Raw genomic sequence first — 22,787 nt, 5'->3', positions numbered from 1 at the left:
AGGCGTACTGAGAATCGTATTGGCGAACCGAATCGATTCAGATAAGGGTTAGAGTTCAAAAAACTAAGACTTCCGCGAATTATTTTAGATAGTGAAAAAATAATTTATGTGATGAAGATCCGTAATTTAGCTAAGCCTTACAGATTTTTCTTTAAGTTAATCCGCGTGTGTTACAGAAGTTTGCAAAGGAACGTAAATCTTTGCTAAAAACCAATTGTCTCTGATATGTTTAGCGTCCGTTTAATTATTCAGGAGTATAGGGCTACAGCCCACTATATGGACCGTCACCGACGTCAGTCATCTTCCAGGCCATTCCGCGCCTTATTCATCGGCGATCTTCGCCACGCATCGACTCTCATTCCCTTTGAAATGCCCGAAATTAGCGGGGCACCGTTTTGTCATTCCTTTAGCAGGAGCGTGTCATGGAATTCTTAATGGACCCGTCAATCTGGGTAGGCTTGCTTACGCTGGTCGTGCTGGAGATCGTTCTCGGTATTGATAACCTGGTGTTTATCGCCATCCTCGCGGATAAGCTGCCGCCGAAACAGCGTGATAAAGCCCGTCTGATCGGCCTCTCGCTGGCGCTGATCATGCGTCTGGGCTTGCTGTCTGTGATCTCGTGGATGGTTACCCTGACGAAGCCGCTGTTCACCGTCATGGATTTCACCTTCTCCGGCCGCGATTTAATCATGCTGGTGGGGGGACTGTTCCTGCTGTTCAAAGCCACAACAGAGCTGCATGAACGGCTGGAGAACCGGCAGCACGATGATGGTCACGGTAAGGGTTACGCCAGCTTCTGGGTGGTTGTTCTCCAGATTGTGGTGCTTGATGCGGTCTTCTCTCTGGATGCGGTGATTACGGCAGTCGGCATGGTGAACCATCTGCCGGTGATGATGGCGGCGGTGGTGATTGCGATGGCGGTAATGCTGCTGGCGTCAAAACCGCTGACGCGTTTCGTCAACCAGCATCCGACGGTCGTTGTGCTGTGTCTGAGCTTCCTGCTGATGATTGGTCTGAGCCTGGTGGCAGAAGGGTTTGGCTTCCATATTCCGAAAGGCTACCTGTACGCCGCGATTGGCTTCTCGATTCTGATCGAGCTGTTTAACCAGATTGCGCGCCGTAACTTTATTAAGCAGCAGTCGAATCAGCCGCTGCGAGCCCGTACCGCAGATGCGATTCTGCGACTGATGGGCGGACGTCGTCAGGTCAACGTGCAGGCTGATAACGAGAACCGTAACCCGGTTCCGGTGCCGGAAGGCGCGTTTGTGGAAGAAGAACGCTACATGATCAACGGCGTGCTTTCGCTGGCTTCCCGCTCCCTGCGCGGCATTATGACGCCGCGCGGTGAGATCAGCTGGGTGGACGCCAACCTGAGCGTCGACGAAATTCGTCAGCAGCTGCTCTCCTCGCCACACAGCCTGTTCCCGGTCTGCCGGGGTGAGCTGGATGAGATTATCGGTGTGGTACGCGCGAAAGAGATGCTGGTGGCGCTGGAAGAGGGCGTTAACGTCGAGGCCGTAGCGGCCGCGTCGCCCGCCATCGTGGTACCGGAGACGCTGGATCCGATCAACCTGCTGGGCGTATTGCGTCGTGCCCGCGGGAGCTTTGTTATCGTCACCAATGAATTTGGTGTGGTACAGGGCCTGGTGACGCCGCTGGACGTGCTGGAAGCCATTGCCGGTGAATTCCCTGATGCGGATGAAACCCCGGAAATCGTTGCCGACGGTGACGGCTGGCTGGTGAAAGGCACCACCGACCTGCACGCGCTCTCGCACACGCTGGGCGTCGAAAACGTGGTCAATGATGATGAAGACATTGCCACCGTCGCGGGGCTGGTGATTGCCGTTAACGGGCAGATCCCGCGTATTGGTGATGTGCTGGAGCTGCCGCCGCTGCAAATTACCATCGTCGAAGCCAACGACTATCGCGTTGATATGGTGCGTATTGTTAAAGAGCACTCTGCACACGACGAAGAAGAGTAACGCTATCTAGCGTAACGGCAGTAAGGGCACGATGTGTCCGTTGTGACGGGCTGGCGGAGAGTGACTTTCCGCCAGCCATTTCGGAAACTCGCGCAGCGGCATTGGCCGCGCATACAAGTACCCCTGCAAAATATGTACGCTGTGACGGCGCAGGTAGCGTGACTGCTCCTCGGTTTCCACCCCTTCCGCAACCAGTTCAATATTCAGCCGCTGACCCAGTGCAATAATAATATCTGTTACCGTTGAGTTCACGGCGTCGGTGCCGATCGCGGTGGTGAAGGATTTATCAATTTTCAGCACATCCGGATGCAGTTTTTCTAGCCATGAAAGTGAGCTGTTGCCGGTACCAAAATCATCAATCGCAAGTTTCACCCCTTTGCGGTGCAGCTCCCGCACTATGCGGTAATCCACATCCAGCAACGCATCGCGTTCGGTTAACTCCACGATCAACTGTTGAACAGGGCTGGCGTTAAACCAGATGCGGTTGAGATCCTGGATCAGCGCAGCGCGGCGAAAATGGCTGGCGGCCACGTTAATGCCGATATGGAAATCGCGCGAGGCCGGGAAATAGCCTATCTGCCGCACCGTTTCGCTGATGACGTAGCGGGTAAGCGGAACAATCAGGTTATGTTCTTCGGCCAGAGGGATAAAGACATCGGGCGAAATCCATCCCTGACGCGGGTTGTTCCAGCGCAGGAGGATCTCGACGCCGACGCATTCCCGGGTGCGGGCATTCACCAGCGGCTGGCAGAAGAGCTCAAACTCCCTGGCCGCAATTCCCATATTGATTTCCCAGGTGAAACTGATGCGCCGCGCGGTGGCGAGCCAGGCGATATAGCCCATCAGTAAGCTGAGCATTAACGCCAGCGGCAGCTGGGTGGGCAGATTTTTTAACGCCATTTCGCCAGGCCCGGGGCCGCTCACCGTGACGCTGAAAGGGTAATGCTGTGACGATTGTTCCAGCAGGGAGGCGTTTTCATCGAAGGTCGGCGTAGTCGTCACCTGTTGCCCGTCGCGGAGGAAGTTATCTCCTACTCTCAGGACAACGTCGGTGATCTGCGGCCGCTGCGGCTCAAGAATCATTTTAGTGATGAGATCGATATTCACCACCTCCATCACCCCGTCGTTGCCGTCGCTCGCGAGGGGAGACCACTGAATCAGTACCGGGCTGCCTTTTACCAGCCACCGATCGGTCAGCAGCAACAGCCTGGATTCACTGACCGGCAGCTCCGGCACAAACTCACTGACGGGCACATTACGGCTGCCAAAGACGCTTGAGCAATACAGTATTCCGTCTTGAATGAGGGCGATGGAGCGTACGGTCTGGAGGATCGCCGCCTGTTTTCGCAGGATCAGATTTGCTTCGGAACAGGGTATGCCAACCAGTGAAAGTAGCGTTTCCCGCTGGGCCTTTAACGAAAGAAGCACCTTATCAAGCGCACGCACGGTGTGGTGGGTAAAGTCGTAAATCCGATCCTGATTTATGTTGCGCTGTGAAATAAAGCGAATACCCAGCGTCAGGACGAGCGTAACGAGCGCAACCGTGACACAGACGATAACGCGTTTTCGGCGATAGTCTTTAATGATCGTTTGTGCAGTTTGCATGAACGGTCGCCTGTTAAGCACCGGCCGGAAAAGCCAGACGCAACAGTGACAGTGTAGTGGGGAATACGTGAAGCGACGAGACGAGAGGGGAAAATTCGCCCATCCGTTGCAGATGGGCGAAAGGAAGGCTTAGTCGCACTGCACCTTAATGGCCAGACCGCCGCGCGAGGTCTCACGGTACTTCGCGTTCATGTCCTTGCCGGTTTCGTACATAGTTTCAATAACCTTATCCAGCGACACGCGTGGCTCGCTGGTACGGCGCATCGCCATACGTGAGGCGTTGATCGCTTTGACGGAGGCGATGGCGTTACGCTCAATGCACGGCACCTGCACCTGGCCGGCAACCGGGTCACAGGTCAGACCGAGGTTGTGCTCCATACCGATTTCCGCCGCCACGCACACCTGCTCAGGGCTGGCGCCCAGCAGTTCCGCCAGACCCGCTGCTGCCATAGAGCAGGCCACGCCCACTTCACCCTGACAGCCCACTTCAGCACCGGAGATAGACGCATTCATCTTGTACAGCGCGCCGATAGCACCTGCCGCGAGGAAATAGCGGATATAGATGTCCGGCGTCACGGGCTCAATAAAGTGATCGTAATAGGCCAGCACCGCCGGAACGATACCGCACGCGCCGTTGGTTGGCGCCGTCACGACGCGACCACCCGCTGCGTTCTCTTCGTTAACCGCGAGGGCAAACATGTTCACCCAGTCGACCACGTTCATTGGGTCATTGGAGAACTTGTCGGTAGTGACCAGCATGCGGCGCAGCGCAGAGGCACGACGCGGTACGCGCAGTGGCCCAGGCAGAACACCCTCGGTGTTCATCCCGCGGTCAATACAGGCGCGCATGGTTTGCCACACGTTAGCAAAATAGTCTTCGATCTCTTTCTTGCTGTGCAGCGCCAGTTCGTTCTGCATCACCATGCCTGACAGGGACAGACCGGTCTCTTTGCAGTAGCCCAGCATCTCGGTGGCCGATTTAAACGGATAGGGCACATTGACGTCGCCCGCGCTCTCTTTACCAAAGTGTTCTTCGTCAACGATAAAGCCGCCGCCGATGGAGTAGTAAGTTTTGCTGTAGATCTCTTTTTCGCCACTCCAGGCGTGGATGGTCATGCCGTTTTCATGCAGCGGCAGGTTGTCGCTACGAAAACGCATCCCGTCATCCTGCGGGAAGTCCACTTCGTGCTGGCCGTTAGCCAGCAGCAAACGACCGCGCGTTTCCACGTCGCGGATAAATGCCGGAATGGCATCAATATCAACTGTGTCCGGCATATTGCCCGCCAGACCCATAATAATGGCGATATCGGTGTGGTGGCCTTTACCCGTTAATGACAGTGAACCGTAAACGTCTACGGCGACACGGGTAACGCTTTCCAGTAATCCTTTTTCGACCAGATCATCGACGAACTGTTTACCGGCCTTCATCGGCCCTACAGTGTGGGAAGAAGATGGACCAATCCCCACTTTGAACATGTCGAATATACTAATCACTTTCACACTCCTGACAGGGTTACTGGGGTTCCAGTAACGATGTTATAACTGCGCATAGTGTAAGAGGGAACACCAACCTCGGCTTAACTATTCACATGAATTAAACTAATGGTTAACGATGGTTTTGCTAATAGCGCGACGCCGATCGCAAACCTGCCAGAAAAGGGTGGAATGTAAAGTATAGTCAAGGCTTCAGGCCGATTTGCAGGGCCAGCTCACGAATGATGCCTGCCGTCATGCCCCAGACAAAATAATGCTGATACCACGACAGCCAGACCCGATGATCGTGTCCGCGGCGGTGAATATCCAGCGGGTGATAGCGACCCAGACGAAGGGCCTCTTCCAGCGGCATTTCGAATACCGCTGAAACTTCATCGACGCTGGCGTGATACTGAAGATCGGGCGGAATAATGCCAACGACCGGCGTGACCTGAAAACCGGTTACGCTGTCCACTGGCGGCAGCACGCCGATCACCTCGACCGCCTCCGGGGGGATCGCCACTTCCTCATGCGCTTCGCGCAGTGCGGCGGCAATCAGGGATGCATCGGTGCTGTCCACCGCGCCGCCCGGGAACGCAACCTGACCGGCGTGTTTTCGCATATGCGGTGAGCGCTGGGTAAGCAACAGACCCGGCTGCTCACGACGCACGACCGGGATCAGCACCGCCGCCTGACGTTGATTCAGCGTGGCGCGGTTAACCTGGGGCCGCAGAAGCTGAAAGCGCGACAGAAAATCATCCAGCGTCAGGTTGTCTTTCTTCACCGTGAGTTCTCCAGTTGTTTCAGGATACGATTCACTTTATCAAAGGTTTCCTGATATTCCGCCTCCGCCTGGCTGTCGGCCACAATGCCACCGCCTGCGGAACAGTACAGGTTACCGTCGCAGGCCGTCAGGGTGCGAATAGTGATGCTGGTATCCATGGTGCCGCACAGACTCACATAGCCGATGCTGCCGCACCAGGCGTTGCGGCGATGCGGTTCCAGTTCGTCGATGATCTCCATCGCCCGGACCTTCGGCGCGCCGGTAATGGAGCCGCCCGGAAACGCGGCGCGGAGCAGATCGCAGGCGGTTCGCGAGGCCGGCAGACGTGCGGTGATGGTGCTGACCAGATGATGCACCGCCGGGAATGGCTCCACGACGAACAGCTCCGGCACGCGCACGCTGCCCGGCTCGGCGACGCGGCCAATATCATTGCGCATCAGATCGACAATCATCAGGTTTTCAGCGCGATCTTTCGGCGAGGCCGCCAGCGTCTCCGCCTGCTGACGGTCGGCGTCGGCATCGGCAAGGCGCGGCAGGGTGCCCTTTATCGGGCGGGTCTGAATCATACCGCCAGCCAGGTGAATAAAACGCTCAGGTGAAAGGCTGAGGATGGCGCCGTGTTCAAGGCGTAAAAATGCGCTGAACGGGGCCTTATTGCTGGCATTGAGGCGGGTAAACGCCTGCCATTCGTCTCCCTCGTATGCCGCCTGGAAACGCTGGGCGAGGTTGACCTGATAACAGTCGCCGCTGTGAAGATACGCCTGCACGCGGGAGAATTTTTCCGCGTATTCCTCCGCGCTCATGTTCGAGCGCCAGCCGGAGCTTAGCATAAAGCGTTCCGGGGCGGCGGGCCGTTGCGCCTCAAGCCAGGACAGACGCGCCTGCACGTCCCGGTGGCTTAGCAGAGAAACCGTCTGCTTACGGTGATCCACGATCAGCGCCCAGTCATACAGCCCCACCGCCATATCCGGCAGGGAAATATCCGCCTGCGCATGCTCGGGCAGCGTTTCGAAACGGCGACCCAGATCGTAACCAAACAGGCCCAGCGCGCCCCCCTGGAAAGGCAGATCCGGATCCGGTGTGGCAGATAAGCCCAGAGCATGGATCTCGTTCTGAAGCCGCATCAGCGGATCGTCCGTTGGCGACAGCGCATCGGTCGTCAGCGTTTTAACCGGGTCGGCCACCAGAATGTCAAAGCGGCTGTAGGGGTGATCCGCATGCCCGGAGTGCAGCAGCATGGCAAAAGGAAGGTGGCTCAGACGGGCAAACCAGAACTCGGCGGCGTCTGTACGCCAGGGCAAGGTCATAACAGTGGGGAAGCGCATGTTCATGTATGGCATACTACCGGGCAGCGTGAAATAATTAGCGCGAATAATTTAGCAGGAGTTAACGATGTTTGCAGGTTTACCTTCTCTCAGCCATGACCAACAGCAGAAAGCCGTTGAACGTATTCAGGAGCTGATGTCCCAGGGGATGAGCAGCGGACAGGCAATTTCCCAGGTCGCGGAAGAACTTCGCGCCACCCATACCGGCGAGCGGATCGTGGCGCGCTTTGAGGATGAAGATGAAGAATAACCGGCTTACACTGCCGCGATAATCTTGATCTCAACCTTATATTCCGGTTTCATCAGCGTGGCCTGTACGGTGCAGCGTACAGGCGCGTGACCCGCCACCACCCACCCATCCCAGGCTTTATTCATCGCCGCGAAATCGTCTTTATTCGCCAGAAAAATCGTCGCATCCAGAATGCGGGATTTATCGCTGCCCTGTTTTTCCAGTACGGCGTCGATCTGCGCCAGGGTGTTGGCGGTCTGCTCGAAGGCGTCAGCGTCCAGATTGGCAGGGACGCCGGTGTAGTACAGCGTCTGGTTGTGGATCACCACATCAGACCAGCGGGCTTCGGCATCAATGCGCGTAATTGTCATAAACGTATCCTCGTTATCTTTCGTCGTCAGGCGGCAAGACTGCCATAATGTTCCGCCGTCGTCACTATTTGGGGTGGCACCGGAGAGAAGGGGCTGACATAATCCCTGTGCAAAAATACAGTGAGAGAACACCGTGGCAGACGATTTTTCCCCAGAAGGTCAGTTAGCACAGGCTATTCCCGGCTTTAAACCGCGCGAACCCCAACGTCAGATGGCGCATGCCGTCGCGCACGCCATCGACAAGGCGCAGCCGCTGGTCGTGGAGGCCGGCACCGGTACGGGGAAAACGTATGCTTACCTCGCTCCTGCGCTGCGGGCGAAAAAGAAGGTGATCATCTCTACGGGATCAAAAGCGCTCCAGGATCAGCTCTACAGCCGCGATTTACCCACGGTGGCGAAAGCGCTGAAATACAAAGGGCGTCTGGCCTTGCTGAAAGGGCGTTCTAACTACCTGTGTCTGGAGCGTCTTGAACAGCAGGCGCTGGCGGGCGGCGACCTGCCGGTACAAACCCTGAGCGATGTGATCGTCCTGCGCGCCTGGGCCAACCAGACGGAGGAGGGGGACATCAGCACCTGCGCGAGCGTTCCGGAAGACTCCCCGGCCTGGCCGCTGGTGACCAGCACCAATGACAACTGCCTCGGCAGCGACTGCCCGCTGTATAAGGACTGTTTTGTGGTGAAAGCGCGTAAAACCGCGATGGACGCCGACGTGGTGGTGGTGAACCATCACCTGTTTCTTGCGGATATGGTGGTCAAGGACAGTGGTTTCGGCGAGCTAATCCCGGAGGCGGATGTGATGATCTTCGATGAAGCCCATCAGCTACCGGACATCGCCAGCCAGTATTTTGGTCAGTCGCTCTCCAGTCGTCAGCTTCAGGATCTGGCGAAAGATATTACCATTGCCTATCGCACCGAACTCAAAGATACCCAGCAGTTGCAGAAGTGCGCGGACCGCCTGGCGCAATGCGCACAGGATTTCCGCTTACAGCTTGGCGAGCCGGGCTATCGCGGCAACCTGCGCGAACTGCTCGCAGACAAAAATATCCAGCGCGCGCTGCTGCTGCTCGATGATGCCCTTGAACTCTGTTACGACGTGGCGAAGCTGTCCCTCGGACGTTCAGCGCTGCTGGACGCCGCTTTCGAGCGCGCCACGCTCTACCGTGGGCGGCTGAAGCGGCTGAAAGAGATCAACCAGCCGGGCTATAGCTACTGGTACGAATGTACCTCGCGCCACTTCACCCTGGCGCTCACGCCGCTGACCGTTGCTGATAAATTCAAAGAGGTGATGGCGCAAAAGCCCGGCACCTGGGTCTTTACCTCGGCCACGCTGTCGGTCAATGACGATCTGCACCACTTTACCGAGCGCCTCGGCATTGAGCAGGCGGAATCCCTGCTTCTGCCGAGCCCGTTCGACTATGAGAAACAGGCGCTGCTGTGCGTGCCGCGCAATCTGCCGCTGCCTAACCAGCCGGGCGCGGCGCGCCATCTGGCGGCCATGCTGAAGCCGATGATTGAGGCCAACAATGGGCGCTGCTTTATGCTCTGCACCTCACACGCCATGATGCGCGAACTGGCCGAGCAGTTCCGCGCCACCATGACGCTACCGGTGCTGTTGCAGGGGGAAACCAGCAAAGGCCAGCTGCTCCAGCAGTTTGTCAGCGCCGGTAATGCCCTGCTGGTGGCGACCAGCAGCTTCTGGGAAGGGGTGGACGTGCGCGGCGATACGCTCTCGCTGGTGATTATCGATAAGCTGCCGTTCACATCGCCGGACGATCCGCTCCTGAAAGCGCGCATGGAGGATTGCCGTCTGCGCGGGGGCGATCCGTTCGACGACGTCCAGCTGCCGGACGCGGTCATCACGCTTAAACAGGGGGTAGGGCGACTGATCCGCGACGTCACCGACCGCGGGGTGCTGGTGATCTGCGACAACCGCCTGGTGATGCGTCCCTACGGCGCCACCTTCCTCGCCAGCCTGCCGCCCGCGCCGCGCACGCGGGATATTAAACGCGCGGTCCGCTTCCTGGCGAACCCGACGGCGGAGTAATTCTTCCCGGAGTGTGTTAAGATGCGCGCCATTTTGTGACTGAACATTGCGAGAGCGCGACGACTGATGCGAATTCTGGCTATTGATACCGCGACAGAGGCCTGTTCCGTTGCCCTGTGGAACGACGGTACGACTTTTGCTCATTTCGAAGAGTGCCCACGGGAACACACCCAACGTATTCTGCCCCTGGTAAAAACCATTTTAACCGAGGGCAACACCGCCCTGACTGACCTCGACGCGCTGGCCTACGGCCGTGGTCCGGGCAGCTTTACGGGCGTACGTATCGGGATTGGCATTGCGCAGGGGCTGGCGCTGGGCGCTGACCTGCCGATGATCGGCGTCTCAACGCTTGCGACCATGGCTCAGGGCGCCTGGCGCATGACCGGGGCCACCCGCGTGCTGGCTGCGATTGATGCCCGCATGGGGGAAGTCTACTGGGCGGAGTACACCCGTGACGAAAACGGCGTCTGGCACGGCGAAGAGACGGAAGCGGTGCTTAAACCTGAAGCCGTCACCGGGCGCCTGAAGCAGCTCTCCGGTGAGTGGGCGACGGTCGGAACCGGCTGGCCGGCATGGCCTGAGATGGCGAAGGACACCGGCCTTACGCTGGTGGACGGTAACATGCTCCTGCCCGCCGCAGAAGATATGCTGCCGATTGCCTGTCAGCTGCTTGCCGCAGGAAAAACCGTGGCGGTTGAACATGCTGAACCGGTTTATTTACGAAACACCGTCGCGTGGAAGAAACTTCCTGGCCGCGAGTGAATCTCAGTAACAGGAACTGAGAAAAAGGAGTCGCATCATGGCGGTTCAGACTAAAGTTGTACGCTTTCTTATGGCAGGCGCGGTTGCCATAGCACTGAGCGGGTGCGTCACCGTTCCTGATGCGATCAAGGGCACCAGCCCGACGCCACAGCAGGATCTGGTACGCGTGATGAATGCCCCGGAGTTGTATGTCGGGCAGGAAGCGCGGTTTGGCGGCAAGGTGGTTGAAGTGTTAAACCAGCAGGGGAAAACCCGACTGGAGATTGCCACTGTCCCGCTGGACGACGGCGCGCGGCCTGTTCTGGGTGAAGCCTCGCGCGGGCGGATTTACGCTGACGTCAGCGGCTTCCTCGATCCGGTAGATTTCCGCGGGCAGCTGGTAACCGTCGTCGGGCCGATTACCGGTTCGGTGGCGGGGAAAATCGGCAATACGCCATACAAATTTATGACCATGCAGGTGAACGGCTACAAACGCTGGCGTATCGCCCAGCAGGTGGTGATGCCGCCACAGCCAATCGATCCGTGGATGTGGGGACCGCATCCGTATCGTTACGGCTACGGTGGCTGGGGTTGGTACAATCCAGGCCCTGCACAGGTTCAAACAATCGTAACTGAGTAACTTACTGTTATTGTTAGGAAAGAGACAGCGGCTCAGCCGCTGTCTCTGTTTTTTTACGGATAAAACGAAAAAAAAGAGTGACGCGCTTCGCAACCTGCAATCTGAACAATTAATAAACTGGTACGCTGAGTTAATATAATGTTAACAAACTGTTTATTATCGGGGCTGTGATGACGACGAACACTCATTTCAGAGGTGATGCATTGAAAAAGGTTTGGCTTAACCGTTATCCCGCGGATGTCCCTGCGGAGATCAATCCTGACCGTTATCAATCCCTGATTGAATTATTTGAACACTCGGTACGGCGTTACGCTGACCAGCCTGCATTTGTGAATATGGGCGAAGTGATGACCTTCCGTAAGCTGGAAGAGCGCAGCCGGGCGTTTGCAGCCTATTTACAGGAAGGGTTGGGCTTGCAGAAAGGGGATCGCGTCGCGCTGATGATGCCAAACCTGCTGCAATACCCGGTGGCGCTGTTCGGGATCCTCAGGGCAGGGATGATCGTGGTTAACGTTAACCCGCTCTATACCCCGCGCGAGCTGGAACATCAGTTGAATGACAGCGGCGCGGCAGCGATTGTGATTGTCTCCAACTTTGCCCATACGCTGGAAAAAGTGGTTGAAAAAACCCAGGTTAAGCACGTCATCCTGACGCGCATGGGCGACCAGCTCTCTACCGCGAAAGGTACGCTGGTCAACTTTGTCGTTAAATACGTTAAGCGGCTGGTGCCGAAATACCACCTGCCGGATGCCATCTCCTTCCGCCGCGCCCTGCATGCGGGCTACCGGATGCAGTACGTGAAGCCAGAGATCGTGTCTGAGGATCTGGCCTTCCTGCAATACACGGGCGGCACCACCGGCGTGGCGAAAGGGGCGATGCTGACCCACCGTAACATGCTGGCGAACCTTGAGCAGGTTAATGCCACCTACGGGCCGCTGCTGCATCCAGGCAAGGAGCTGGTGATCACCGCGCTTCCGCTGTATCACATTTTTGCGCTGACCATGAACTGCCTGCTGTTTATCGAGCTTGGCGGGCAAAACGTACTGATCACCAACCCGCGCGACATTCCAGGGCTGGTCAAAGAGCTGGCGAAATACCCGTTCACCGCCATGACCGGCGTGAACACCCTGTTTAACGCGCTGCTTAACAATAAAGAGTTCCAGCAGCTCGATTTCTCCACGCTACACCTCTCTGCGGGAGGCGGGATGCCGGTTCAGCAGGCGGTGGCCGAGCGCTGGGTGAAACTCACCGGACAGTATCTGCTGGAAGGCTATGGTCTGACGGAGTGCGCCCCGCTGGTCAGCGTTAACCCGCATGATATCGACTATCACAGCGGCAGTATCGGTCTGCCGGTCCCGTCGACGGAGGCAAAACTGGTGGATGATGAGGATAACGAAGTGCCTCACGGTGAGCCAGGAGAGCTATGCGTCAGAGGGCCGCAGGTGATGCTGGGCTACTGGCAACGTCCGGATGCCACGGATGAGATCATCAAAGACGGCTGGCTGCACACGGGCGACATCGCGGTGATGGATGACGAAGGCTTCCTGCGCATCGTCGATCGCAAGAAAGATATGATCCTGGTGTCAGGGTTCAACGTCTATCCGAACGAAATCGAAGACGTGGTGATGCAGCACAGCGGCGTGCTGGAAGTGGCGGCGGTGGGCGTTCCTTCCGGCAGCAGCGGTGAAGCGGTGAAGATATTTGTGGTCAAGAAAGATCCTTCTCTGACCGAGGATGCGCTGATAACGTTTTGTCGCCGTCAGCTGACGGGCTATAAAGTGCCGAAGCTGGTGGAATTCCGGGATGAGCTGCCGAAATCCAACGTCGGGAAGATATTACGACGAGAATTACGTGACGAAGCCCGTGCCAAAGTGGACAATAAGGCCTGAGCTTCACGTTAATCGCCCAGACGCCGGTTAATCCGGCGTTTTTTATGGGCGCAAACAAAAGAGAGTCCGATTTGAATTACCAGATGATCACTACCAACGACGAGCTGGCTTCGCTGTGCGAGGTGACGCGTGAATTTCCCGCTATCGCCCTGGATACGGAATTTGTCCGCACCCGAACGTACTATCCGCAGCTGGGTCTGATTCAGATGTATGACGGCAAACACGTGTCGTTGATTGACCCCCTCGGCATTACCGACTGGGCGCCAATGCGCGAGCTGTTGCTGGATACCGCCGTGACCAAATATCTGCACGCGGGCAGTGAAGATCTGGAAGTCTTTCTCAACACCTTTGGCATCATGCCGCAGCCGCTGATTGATACCCAGATCCTCGCGGCGTTCAGCGGTCGTCCGCTCTCCTGGGGTTTTGCGGCGATGGTGGAAGAGTACACCGGTCTGACGCTGGATAAGAGCGAATCGCGTACCGACTGGCTCGCGCGTCCGCTGACGGCGCGTCAGCTTGAATACGCCGCGGCAGACGTCTTTTATCTTCTTCCAATTGCCGGCCAGCTCATGAAAGAGGCTGAGGCGTCCGGTTGGCTGTCTGCCGCACTGGACGAGTGCCGCATGACGCAGCAGCGTCGCCAGGAAGTGGTTGGTCCGAAAGAAGCCTGGCGTGACATCACCAACGCCTGGCAGCTGCGCACCCGTCAACTGGCCTGTCTGCAATTGCTGGCTGACTGGCGTCTGCGTAAAGCGCGTGAGCGCGATCTGGCGGTTAACTTCGTGGTGCGTGAAGAACACCTGTGGGCGGTGGCGCGCTATATGCCGGGTAGCCTTGGTGAACTGGACAGCATTGGCCTTTCCGGAAGTGAGATCCGTTTCCACGGTAAAACGCTGCTCGCGCTGGTAGAGAAAGCTCAGCAGCTGCCAGAGGACGCACTGCCAGAACCGCTGCTTAACCTGATGGATATGCCGGGCTACCGTAAGGCGTTCAAAGACATCAAAGCGCTGGTGCAGACGGTGGCGGGGGAAAGCAAACTGAGTGCCGAACTGCTGGCTTCACGTCGTCAGATTAACCAGCTGCTGAACTGGCACTGGAAGTTGAAACCGCAAAATGGTTTACCGGAACTGGTCGCCGGATGGCGGGGGGAACTGATGGCCGAACGCCTGAATACCCTGCTGGAAGGGTATCCGCGCTAAAGAATTGTAGCCCCGGTAAGCGCAGCGCCACCGGGGAAATTGCCGGGCGGCGCGATGCTTACCCGGCCTACAAAACCACAAACGGATTAACGCGACTCTTCCGCTTCCGGAAGCGTCACGTTCAGCTCCAGAATCGAAATATCCCCGTCTTTTTGCTCCAGCTGAACGGTGACCATTTCCGGGTCAATCTGCACGTATTTGCAGATCACTTCCAGAATGTCTTTGCGCAACTGCGGCAGGTAGTGCGGTTCGGCGTCGCTACGACGACGTTCCGCCACAATGATTTGCAGACGTTCTTTTGCGATGTTGGCGGTGCTTTTTTTCCGCGAGAGAAAAAAGTCCAGTAATGCCATAACTTATCCTCCGAACAGGCGTTTGAGGAAACCTTTCTTCTCTTCTTCAATGAAGCGGAAAGGACGTTCTTCTCCCAGCAGACGGTCAACGGTATCCGCATACGCTTTACCTGCGTCTGCCTGTGTATCCAGGATCACGGGCTCGCCCTGGTTAGAGGCGCGCAACACGGACTGATCTTCCGGGATCACGCCAACCAGTTTGATGCGCAGGATCTCCAGCACGTCTTCCATGCTCAGCATGTCACCTTTGTTCACCCGGCCAGGGTTGTAGCGGGTCAGCAGCAGGTGCTCTTTGATTGGCTCCTGGCCATTTTCCGCGCGACGGGATTTCGAGGCCAGAATGCCGAGAATACGGTCGGAGTCACGTACTGACGAGACTTCCGGGTTGGTGGTGATGATGGCTTCATCCGCGAAGTAGAGCGCCATCAAAGCCCCGGTTTCGATACCGGCCGGGGAGTCGCAGACCACGAAGTCGAACTCCATCTTTTTCAGATCGTCGAGCACCTTTTCCACGCCTTCGCGGGTCAGGGCGTCTTTATCACGGGTCTGGGACGCCGGAAGAATGTAGAGGTTCTCGGTACGCTTATCTTTAATCAGCGCCTGGTTAAGGGTGGCATCGCCCTGAATGACGTTCACGAAGTCATACACCACGCGACGCTCGCAACCCATGATCAGGTCCAGGTTACGCAGACCGATATCGAAGTCGATTACGACGGTTTTCTTTCCCTTCTGGGCCAAACCAGTAGCGATGGCCGCGCTGGAGGTGGTCTTGCCAACGCCTCCTTTACCCGAAGTCACAACAATAATGCGTGCCATAGAAATTCCTTGTTAAAAGGGATCAATTTAACGGTTGAACGGTCAAAGCGTTATCTGCCAGTTGCAGACGGGCCGCTTTGCCATAAAATTCGGCTGGGATTTTATCGCTCAGCCAATATTCACCTGCGATAGACACCAGTTCTGCCGTCAGGTGAGTACAAAAAATTTGTGCTTCTCGATCGCCGCTGGCGCCCGCAAGCGCACGCCCACGCATCATACCGTAAACGTGAATATTGCCATCTGCAATCAGTTCTGCGCCCGCACTGACGTGGCTTGTAACAATCAGATCACAGTTTGGCGCATAAATGCGCTGACCGGAACGAACCGGCAGATCAATCAATCGCGTTTTTGTGACTGGGGCTACATTTTGCGCCGGAGGCGGGGGAGCGGGAACGGTTGCAGGCGTTGCACGCGGGGCTTTTTCTTTGCCCTCGTTTAACAAGGGCAAACCCGCGCGTTCAATTTCGGCTTTTAACTCTGCGTCTTTGCAGCCGCTAATACCCACGATGCGCAACCCCGTGGAGACGACGGCCTGCTGGAGTCGCTTCCAGTTAACCGGCCCCTCAAGGTCGCTTACATTGACGACGACAGGAGCATGCTTAAGAAAAGCGGGAGCCTGCGCGATTTTGTCTTCTAACGCCTGACGAATAACCTCGGGTTTTGCATCATGCAAATGAACCACTGATAAGGTGAAGCTACTGCCTTTAAGCTCGATGGGCGTATTTGACATCCTGGCCTTACTCAATTTGCTATTAACCGCAACACATCGCCGCGATATTCCGAAGAGTATCAGGCATGTTATAGTCAGGAGTATATTGAGGCAAGCAACCACCCGTTAATTCAGAGTAAAAACATGTTTTGTGTGATCTACAGAAGTACCAGCCGCGACCAGACCTACCTTTATGTCGAAAAGAAAGACGATTTTTCCCGCGTGCCTGAAGAATTAATGAAAAGCTTTGGCCGTCCGCAGCTGGCGATGCTGCTGCCGCTGGACGGCCGTAAGAAGCTGGTGAACGCCGATCTTGAGAAAGTCAAAAAGGCGTTAATCGAGCAGGGCTATTATTTACAGCTTCCGCCGCCACCGGAGAATTTATTAAAACAGCACCTTGAGCTGAGCGGAAAGAAATAAGCCCGGGTCCTTCCGGGAACAACTCATCAACCGATTAGGGGTCGACCATGTATCAACATCATAACTGGCAAGGTGCATTACTGGATTATCCCGTCAGCAAAGTGGTCTGCGTGGGCAGCAACTATGCAAAACATATTCAGGAGATGGGCAGCGCCGTGCCGGAAGAGCCGGTTCTGTTTATTAAGCCAGAAACCGCACTGTGCGATATTCGCCAGCCGCTGGTTCTGCCGCAGGGACTGGGCTCGGTGCATCATGAAGTGGAGCTGGCGGTGCTGATCGGCGCGACGCTGCGCCAGGCAACTGAAGAGCATGTAGAGAAGGCGATTGCGGGTTACGGTGTCGCGCTCGACCTGACGCTGCGTGACGTCCAGGGCAAAATGAAGAAAGCGGGGCAGCCGTGGGAAAAAGCCAAGGGTTTTGATAATTCATGCCCGATTTCTGGTTTCGTTCCGGTGAGTGAATTTACCGACGATCCGCAGAACACGCCGCTCAGCCTGAAGGTCAACGGCGAGATCCGCCAGCAGGGAACAACCGCTGACATGATCCATAAGATCGTTCCGCTGATTGCCTACATGAGCCGCTTCTTCACCCTGAAACCTGGCGACGTGATCCTCACCGGCACTCCGGAAGGTGTGGGGCCGCTGCTTGGCGGCGACGAACTGGACGTCAGTTTTAACGGCCTGTCGCTGAAAACCCGCGTGCTGTAAAAGCACCTTGCCGCCTGAAAAGGGCGGCAAAACTTGCATCAACGTGCCAGACTCGTTATAAGGTGCGCTCTATTTTGACGTGTGGACATCCCGATGAACGACATTCCTTTCTGGCAAAGCAAAACTCTCGACGACATGACCGACGCGGAGTGGGAATCGTTGTGTGACGGCTGTGGGCAGTGCTGCCTGCATAAGCTGATGGATGAAGATTCGGACGAGATCTATTTCACCAACGTAGCCTGCAAGCAGTTAAACATCAAAACCTGCCAGTGCCGCAACTATGAGCGCCGTTTCGAATATGAGCCGGACTGCATCAAGTTAACCCGTGAAAATCTGCCGACCTTTGAGTGGCTGCCGCATACCTGCGCGTATCGCCTGCTGGCGGAAGGAAAAGATCTGCCCACATGGCATCCGCTGTTGACGGGGTCGAAAGCGGCGATGCACGGTGAACGTATTTCCGTGCGCCACATTGCGGTGAAAGAGTCCGAGGTGCGCGACTGGGAAGACCACATTATGAATCACCCTAATCGGTGATAATAAAAAACCCGCCGAGGCGGGTTTTTTATTGTGCGCAATTTTGTCGGGTGGCGCTGCGCTTACCCGATCTACAAAACTGACGTTGCCGTTTTGCTTTTACCTTCCAAAAAGATCGCGTTTCTTTGGTTTGAACGGCTGGGCAATCAGCACCAGCAGTGCCACCACAAAGTAGGCGACAAAAATGCCCACCAGCCACTGCGGCATCTCCAGCGTCAGGAACTCCCACTGGCGTACAGAGCAGTCACCGGAGGCCACAAACACCTGCGGCAGCCATTTATCCAGCGGCAGCCAGCTCGGGAAGCGGGCGGCAAAATCGCAGGTCATAAACGGCGACGGGTGAAGCTGCATCTGGGTGTGCTCCCAGGCAAGCGCAATCCCTTTCCCGGCGCTGAACAGCCAGATGGCAATTGCCGCATAGCGTAACGGTGATTTGGGTGCAATCGCACCTACCAGACCCGCGCCCATAATGCCGAACAGCGCACAACGCTCATAAATACACAGTACGCAAGGTTTCAGCCCCATCACATGCTGAAACCACAGCGCGACCATTTCCAGCGCAAAGGCGGTCAGGGCCATCAACAACCACGCTCCGCGACCGCGTGAGCACTGGTTCAAAAATCGCAACATAATCATTTCCCTGGAACATGCTTAGACAGCGCAGTGTAAACGAATTTTAATGCGCCGCAAGTATACCTGCTTGCAATAACCATTGCGTACAGGGAACGAGAGTAATTTTGATGCACAGCAAACCAACCAGGGTAAGCACCAGCGTATACGGCAGCGCCATCCAGACCATTCTTCCATAAGAAAGTCGTATGAGTGGTGCCAGCGCCGAGGTCAGCAGGAAGAGGAATGCCGCCTGACCGTTCGGGGTTGCCACGGAGGGGAGGTTGGTTCCGGTGTTGATCGCCACCGCCAGCAGCTCGAACTGTTCACTGCTGACAATCCCTTGCTCCATCGCGGCTTTGGCCTCATTGATGTATACCGTCCCGACAAAGACGTTATCGGATATAGAGGACAACAGACCGTTAAACAAATAGAACAGCGTTAGCTGCGAATCTGGCGTAGCCTGAAGCACAAACGCGATGATCGGCGCGAACAGATGTTGGTCAATAATCACCGCCACGACCGCGAAAAACACCGCCAGCAGGGCGGTAAACGGCAGCGCTTCGGTAAAGGCTTTTCCGATAGCATGTTCGTCCGTAACGCCGCCCAGGCTGGTTGCAAGGATAATTACCGACAGGCCAATCAGCCCCACCTCGGCAAGGTGGAAGGCCAGCGCAGCGATAAGCCACACGCCGATGAAACCCTGTGCAATCAGACGCAGCGTCTCCTGGCGCGTGCGTTGTTTGCGGCTCTGCTCGTCAAACTTATGCAGCTCCTGGCGGACCTGATCGGGCAACTTAGCGCCATACCCAAAGAGGTTGAATTTTTCGACCAGCACACAGGTTGCTAACCCGCAGACCAGCACGGGCACGCTGACGGGCGCCATGCGCAGGAAAAATTCGCCAAAATGCCACTCAGCCGCTTTGGCGATAATCAGGTTTTGCGGCTCCCCGACCATGGTCATCACGCCGCCCAGCGCCGTCCCCACGCCCGCATGCATCATCAGGCTGCGCAGAAACGCGCGGAACTGTTCCAGCACATCGCGGTTGTGCGCCTCAACGTGACTGTCGTCCTGCAAGTTATCGCCAGGACGAGACGAGGCCACCCGGTGGTAAATCCCGTAAAAGCCGACGGCGACGCTGATCACCACCGCAACGACCGTCAGCGCATCCAGGAAGGCAGAGAGGAAGGCCGCGGCGAGGCAAAACGCCAGCGAGAGCAGCGTTTTCGATGGAATGCTCAGCAGCAAACGGGTGAAGATAAACAGCAGAAGCTGCTTCATAAAGTAGATCCCCGCCACCATGAAGATCAGCAGCAGCAAGACTTCAAGATTCGACGCTATCTCGTTTTTAACATGCTCCGCGCTGGTCATTCCAATGACCACGGCTTCCAGCGCCAGCAGCCCGCCGGGCAACAGCGGATAGCACTTCAGCGCCATCGCCAGGGTAAAGATAAACTCGGCGACCAACATCCACCCGGCAACGAAGGGATCCAGCAAAAAGATAACGGGATTAACGACCAGGAATACCAGTAAAGTAAGTTTGTACCAGTCAGGTGACTGACCTAAAAAGTTGCGCCACAGCGCGCGCCCAAATGAAATTTCCACGACAGACGTCCTTTACCCGTCAAATAAGACAAGACATCAGTATACGCAAAAATGGCGGCAGAGCGGGGGATTAAGCCATTTGTAAATTTCATAAAAATGAAACGGCGATCCCTCTTTTCTGTCTCTGCTGCGCTATCTGCCTCTGCGCGCCTCTGGTATGATGAGTGCAATTTGCTAAAGCTGTGTAATGGAAATCTCACTATGGTCATTAAGGCGCAGAGCCCGGCGGGTTTCGCGGAAGAGTACATCATTGAAAGCATCTGGAATAATCGTTTCCCTGCGGGATCAATTCTACCTGCTGAACGCGAACTCTCTGAACTGATTGGCGTCACCCGTACCACGCTGCGAGAAGTGCTCCAGCGTCTGGCGCGCGATGGCTGGTTGACGATACAGCATGGCAAACCCACTAAGGTGAACAACTTCTGGGAAACGTCCGGGCTGAACATTCTGGAAACGCTGGCGCGTCTCGACCACGAAAGCGTACCGCAGCTGATTGATAATCTGCTTTCCGTGCGCACCAACATCGCCACCATTTTCATCCGCACCGCGTTTCGTCAGCATCCTGAAGATGCGCTGAAAGTGCTTGCCACCGCTAATGAGGTGGAAGACCACGCGGATGCCTTTGCGACCCTGGATTACAATGTGTTCCGCGGTCTGGCGTTTGCTTCCGGCAATCCGGTTTACGGTCTTATCCTGAATGGAATGAAAGGGTTATATACGCGCATTGGTCGTCACTACTTTGCTAACCCTGAAGCCCGCAGCCTGGCGCTCGGCTTCTACCATAAACTGAGCAAACTCTGCACCGAAGGGCTGCACGATCAGGTCTATGAAACGGTGCGTCGTTACGGCCACGACTCCGGTGAAATCTGGCATCGGATGCAGAAAACGCTGCCGGGCGATTTAGCGATTCAGAGTCGCTGAAAGAAAAAACCTCTCGATTGGGAGGTTTTTTTTCGCCGGGTGGCGGCTTCGCCTGACCCGGCCTACAGGTCCCGTAGGCCCGGTAAGCGTAGCGCCACCGGGCAAAAAATCCCACTACAGCGTATTCAACCGCGCCGGACACCGGTCCAGCAGCTCAACGCTGCCATCTTCGTTCTGCTGCTCCAGCAACACGTCAAATCCCCACAGGCGATGCACATGCTTCAGCACTTCCTTACGCCCCTTATCCAGCGGCGCGCGGTTGTGCGGAATATAGCGCAACGTCAGGGAGCGGTCGCCGCGCAGATCCACGTTCCAGACCTGAATGTTCGGTTCAAGATTACTCAGGTTGTACTGGGATGACAGGCGCGAGCGGATCTCGCGATAACCCTCTTCGTTGTGGATCGCGGAGATCTCCAGGTAGTTGTTGCGGTCATCATCCAGTACGGTGAAGAAGCGGAAATCACGCATGATCTTCGGCGACATGAACTGGCTGATAAAGCTCTCATCCTTAAAATCACGCATCGCGAAGTGCAGCGTTTCCAGCCAGTCGGAACCGGCAATATCCGGGAACCAGTATTTGTCCTCTTCGGTGGGCGACTGACAAATACGCTTGATATCCTGGAACATGGCAAAGCCGAGCGCGTACGGGTTAATGCCGCTGTACCACGGGCTGTTATATGCCGGCTGGAATACCACGTTGGTGTGGCTGTGCAGAAACTCCATCATAAACCGCTCGGTGACTTTTCCTTCGTCGTACAGGTGGTTAAGAATGGTGTAGTGCCAGAAGGTCGCCCAGCCTTCGTTCATCACCTGGGTCTGCTTCTGCGGATAGAAATACTGGCTCACCTTGCGCACGATGCGCAGGATCTCACGCTGCCACGGCTCCAGCAGTGGGGCGTTTTTCTCCATAAAGTAGAGCAGGTTTTCTTGCGGCTCGGAAGGGTAGCGACGCGCCTCGGCGACGGTTTTCTCCTCTTCACGTTTCGGCAGGGTGCGCCACAGCATATTCACCTGGCTTTGCAGATACTCCTCGCGGCTCTTCTGCCGGGCTTTCTCTTCCTGCAATGAGATCTTCTGCGGGCGCTTATAGCGGTCAACGCCGTAGTTCATCAGCGCGTGGCAGGAGTCCAGCAGCTTCTCCACCTCGTCCACGCCGTAGCGCTCTTCGCAGTCGGTAATGTATTTGCGGGCGAAGATCAGGTAATCGACGATGGAGCTGGCGTCCGTCCAGCTGCGGAACAGATAGTTATTTTTGAAGAACGAGTTATGTCCATAGCAGGCGTGCGCCATCACCAGCGCCTGCATGGTAATGGTGTTCTCCTCCATCAGATAGGCAATACACGGGTTAGAGTTAATGACGATTTCATACGCCAGTCCCTGCTGCCCGTGCTTATACAGCCGCTCTGTCTCAATGAATTTTTTGCCAAACGACCAGTGCGGATAGTTAATTGGCATCCCGACGCTGGAGTAAGCGTCCATCATCTGTTCCGAGGTGATGACTTCAATCTGATGGGGATAGGTATCCAGACGATAGAGTTTGGCCACCCGGTCGATCTCCGCCAGGTAGACATCCAGCAACTCGAAGGTCCAGTCGGGTCCATCGCTCAGACGGGTGCTGTCCCTGGACATGGAATCTAGTGTAGCCATTAGCGCGCCCTCGTTGTTGGTCGCTCTCTCTGACTGGAGAGCCTCCTTTCAAGCATAGATCACCCCATTCAAATACGCGGGGCGCAGAAATTTTTTCTTTGCGATTTCGCGTTTTCGATACGGCAAATAAAGCGGTGCTCACAGAATTTTCTACTGGTTAAAAATAACGCGCAGCAGGAGATC

22 protein-coding genes are annotated in these 22,787 nt (G+C 56.2%); 11 read left to right on the top strand and 11 right to left on the bottom strand.

The features are described from left to right. The first annotated feature begins 422 nt into the window (after positions 1-422). Positions 423-1,982, top strand: a complete 1,560-nt coding sequence (yoaE, locus tag IMQ56_RS16160; RefSeq protein WP_006810992.1) for a CNNM family cation transport protein YoaE — start codon at positions 423-425, stop codon at positions 1,980-1,982. 6 nt (positions 1,983-1,988) lie between these two features. Here yoaE and IMQ56_RS16155 read toward each other — a convergent pair whose 3' ends face one another. From IMQ56_RS16155 to pabB, 4 genes are all read right to left on the bottom strand, one after another. Continuing rightward, positions 1,989-3,587, bottom strand: a complete 1,599-nt coding sequence (locus tag IMQ56_RS16155) for a cyclic diguanylate phosphodiesterase (protein ID WP_196064077.1) — start codon at positions 3,585-3,587, stop codon at positions 1,989-1,991. Positions 3,588-3,716: 129 nt separating this feature from the next. Then, a complete protein-coding gene (sdaA, locus tag IMQ56_RS16150) occupies positions 3,717-5,081 on the bottom strand; it encodes an L-serine ammonia-lyase (protein WP_003859920.1) in 1,365 nt (454 codons plus the stop codon). 184 nt (positions 5,082-5,265) lie between these two features. After that, positions 5,266-5,844 (bottom strand): CoA pyrophosphatase, encoded by a 579-nt coding sequence (locus tag IMQ56_RS16145; protein WP_017384324.1) that lies wholly within the window; start codon positions 5,842-5,844, stop codon positions 5,266-5,268. Continuing rightward, positions 5,841-7,175: an aminodeoxychorismate synthase component 1 gene (gene pabB, locus IMQ56_RS16140; protein ID WP_047733779.1), complete on the bottom strand. Its 1,335-nt coding sequence runs from the start codon at positions 7,173-7,175 to the stop codon at positions 5,841-5,843. Before pabB ends, IMQ56_RS16145 begins: the two co-directional genes overlap by 4 nt. 61 nt (positions 7,176-7,236) lie before the next feature. Between pabB and IMQ56_RS16135 the strand changes: the two genes are divergently transcribed. Further along, complete coding sequence (locus IMQ56_RS16135) at positions 7,237-7,419, top strand: YoaH family protein (RefSeq protein ID WP_003859925.1); 183 nt, start codon at positions 7,237-7,239, stop codon at positions 7,417-7,419. 5 nt (positions 7,420-7,424) lie between these two features. Here the strand turns inward: IMQ56_RS16135 and IMQ56_RS16130 are convergent, their stop codons facing one another. Then, positions 7,425-7,769 (bottom strand): RidA family protein, encoded by a 345-nt coding sequence (locus IMQ56_RS16130; protein WP_045335099.1) that lies wholly within the window; start codon positions 7,767-7,769, stop codon positions 7,425-7,427. Positions 7,770-7,902: 133 nt separating this feature from the next. On the opposite strand from IMQ56_RS16130, the gene IMQ56_RS16125 reads away from it, so the two are divergent. The 5 genes from IMQ56_RS16125 to rnd all read left to right on the top strand — a co-directional run bounded on the left by IMQ56_RS16125 (position 7,903) and on the right by rnd (position 14,282). Further along, positions 7,903-9,813 (top strand): ATP-dependent DNA helicase, encoded by a 1,911-nt coding sequence (locus IMQ56_RS16125; RefSeq protein ID WP_045335096.1) that lies wholly within the window; start codon positions 7,903-7,905, stop codon positions 9,811-9,813. Between the two features lie 66 nt (positions 9,814-9,879). Further along, complete coding sequence (gene tsaB / locus IMQ56_RS16120; RefSeq protein ID WP_015570308.1) at positions 9,880-10,575, top strand: tRNA (adenosine(37)-N6)-threonylcarbamoyltransferase complex dimerization subunit type 1 TsaB; 696 nt, start codon at positions 9,880-9,882, stop codon at positions 10,573-10,575. Positions 10,576-10,612: 37 nt separating this feature from the next. Next, positions 10,613-11,194 (top strand): Slp family lipoprotein, encoded by a 582-nt coding sequence (locus tag IMQ56_RS16115; RefSeq protein ID WP_015570309.1) that lies wholly within the window; start codon positions 10,613-10,615, stop codon positions 11,192-11,194. A gap of 203 nt (positions 11,195-11,397) precedes the next feature. Further along, entirely contained in the window at positions 11,398-13,083 is a 1,686-nt protein-coding gene (gene fadD, locus IMQ56_RS16110; RefSeq protein ID WP_003859933.1) for a long-chain-fatty-acid--CoA ligase FadD, read from the top strand. Between the two features lie 83 nt (positions 13,084-13,166). Beyond that, a complete protein-coding gene (gene rnd / locus IMQ56_RS16105; RefSeq protein ID WP_126542867.1) occupies positions 13,167-14,282 on the top strand; it encodes a ribonuclease D in 1,116 nt (371 codons plus the stop codon). Positions 14,283-14,368: 86 nt separating this feature from the next. Here the strand turns inward: rnd and minE are convergent, their stop codons facing one another. Genes minE through minC form a run of 3 tightly spaced genes read right to left on the bottom strand, consistent with a single transcriptional unit; the run spans position 14,369 to position 16,181 of the window. Further along, positions 14,369-14,635 (bottom strand): cell division topological specificity factor MinE, encoded by a 267-nt coding sequence (gene minE, locus IMQ56_RS16100; protein WP_003859937.1) that lies wholly within the window; start codon positions 14,633-14,635, stop codon positions 14,369-14,371. Positions 14,636-14,638: 3 nt separating this feature from the next. Continuing rightward, positions 14,639-15,451, bottom strand: a complete 813-nt coding sequence (gene minD, locus IMQ56_RS16095; protein WP_003859938.1) for a septum site-determining protein MinD — start codon at positions 15,449-15,451, stop codon at positions 14,639-14,641. A 22-nt stretch (positions 15,452-15,473) separates the two neighbouring features. Further along, complete coding sequence (gene minC / locus IMQ56_RS16090; RefSeq protein ID WP_015570311.1) at positions 15,474-16,181, bottom strand: septum site-determining protein MinC; 708 nt, start codon at positions 16,179-16,181, stop codon at positions 15,474-15,476. A gap of 123 nt (positions 16,182-16,304) precedes the next feature. Between minC and IMQ56_RS16085 the strand changes: the two genes are divergently transcribed. The 3 genes from IMQ56_RS16085 (at position 16,305) to IMQ56_RS16075 (ending at position 17,821) form a co-directional block, all read left to right on the top strand. Further along, complete coding sequence (locus IMQ56_RS16085; protein ID WP_015570312.1) at positions 16,305-16,580, top strand: YcgL domain-containing protein; 276 nt, start codon at positions 16,305-16,307, stop codon at positions 16,578-16,580. A 47-nt stretch (positions 16,581-16,627) separates the two neighbouring features. Then, positions 16,628-17,287 carry a fumarylacetoacetate hydrolase family protein gene (locus tag IMQ56_RS16080; protein ID WP_017384317.1) on the top strand — a complete coding sequence of 220 codons (660 nt, stop codon included), beginning with the start codon at positions 16,628-16,630 and terminating at the stop codon, positions 17,285-17,287. Between the two features lie 93 nt (positions 17,288-17,380). Beyond that, positions 17,381-17,821: a YcgN family cysteine cluster protein gene (locus IMQ56_RS16075; RefSeq protein ID WP_015570314.1), complete on the top strand. Its 441-nt coding sequence runs from the start codon at positions 17,381-17,383 to the stop codon at positions 17,819-17,821. A 99-nt stretch (positions 17,822-17,920) separates the two neighbouring features. Here IMQ56_RS16075 and dsbB read toward each other — a convergent pair whose 3' ends face one another. Next, a complete protein-coding gene (gene dsbB, locus IMQ56_RS16070; protein WP_032667927.1) occupies positions 17,921-18,451 on the bottom strand; it encodes a disulfide bond formation protein DsbB in 531 nt (176 codons plus the stop codon). Positions 18,452-18,497: 46 nt separating this feature from the next. Further along, positions 18,498-20,036, bottom strand: coding sequence for a Na(+)/H(+) antiporter NhaB (gene nhaB / locus IMQ56_RS16065; RefSeq protein ID WP_017693269.1), 1,539 nt, complete (start codon positions 20,034-20,036; stop codon positions 18,498-18,500). A 201-nt stretch (positions 20,037-20,237) separates the two neighbouring features. On the opposite strand from nhaB, the gene fadR reads away from it, so the two are divergent. After that, positions 20,238-20,957 (top strand): fatty acid metabolism transcriptional regulator FadR, encoded by a 720-nt coding sequence (fadR, locus tag IMQ56_RS16060; RefSeq protein ID WP_015570315.1) that lies wholly within the window; start codon positions 20,238-20,240, stop codon positions 20,955-20,957. A 114-nt stretch (positions 20,958-21,071) separates the two neighbouring features. Here the strand turns inward: fadR and IMQ56_RS16055 are convergent, their stop codons facing one another. Then, positions 21,072-22,604: a SpoVR family protein gene (locus IMQ56_RS16055; RefSeq protein WP_017384314.1), complete on the bottom strand. Its 1,533-nt coding sequence runs from the start codon at positions 22,602-22,604 to the stop codon at positions 21,072-21,074. Positions 22,605-22,787 lie beyond the last annotated feature (183 nt).

The organism is Enterobacter sp. Res13-Sevr-PEC09-46 (assembly GCF_015672585.1).
Lineage (GTDB): Bacteria > Pseudomonadota > Gammaproteobacteria > Enterobacterales > Enterobacteriaceae > Enterobacter > Enterobacter hormaechei_C.
Note: the sequence above shows the minus strand (reverse complement) of the source record. Positions and strands in the feature narration are given on the sequence as shown.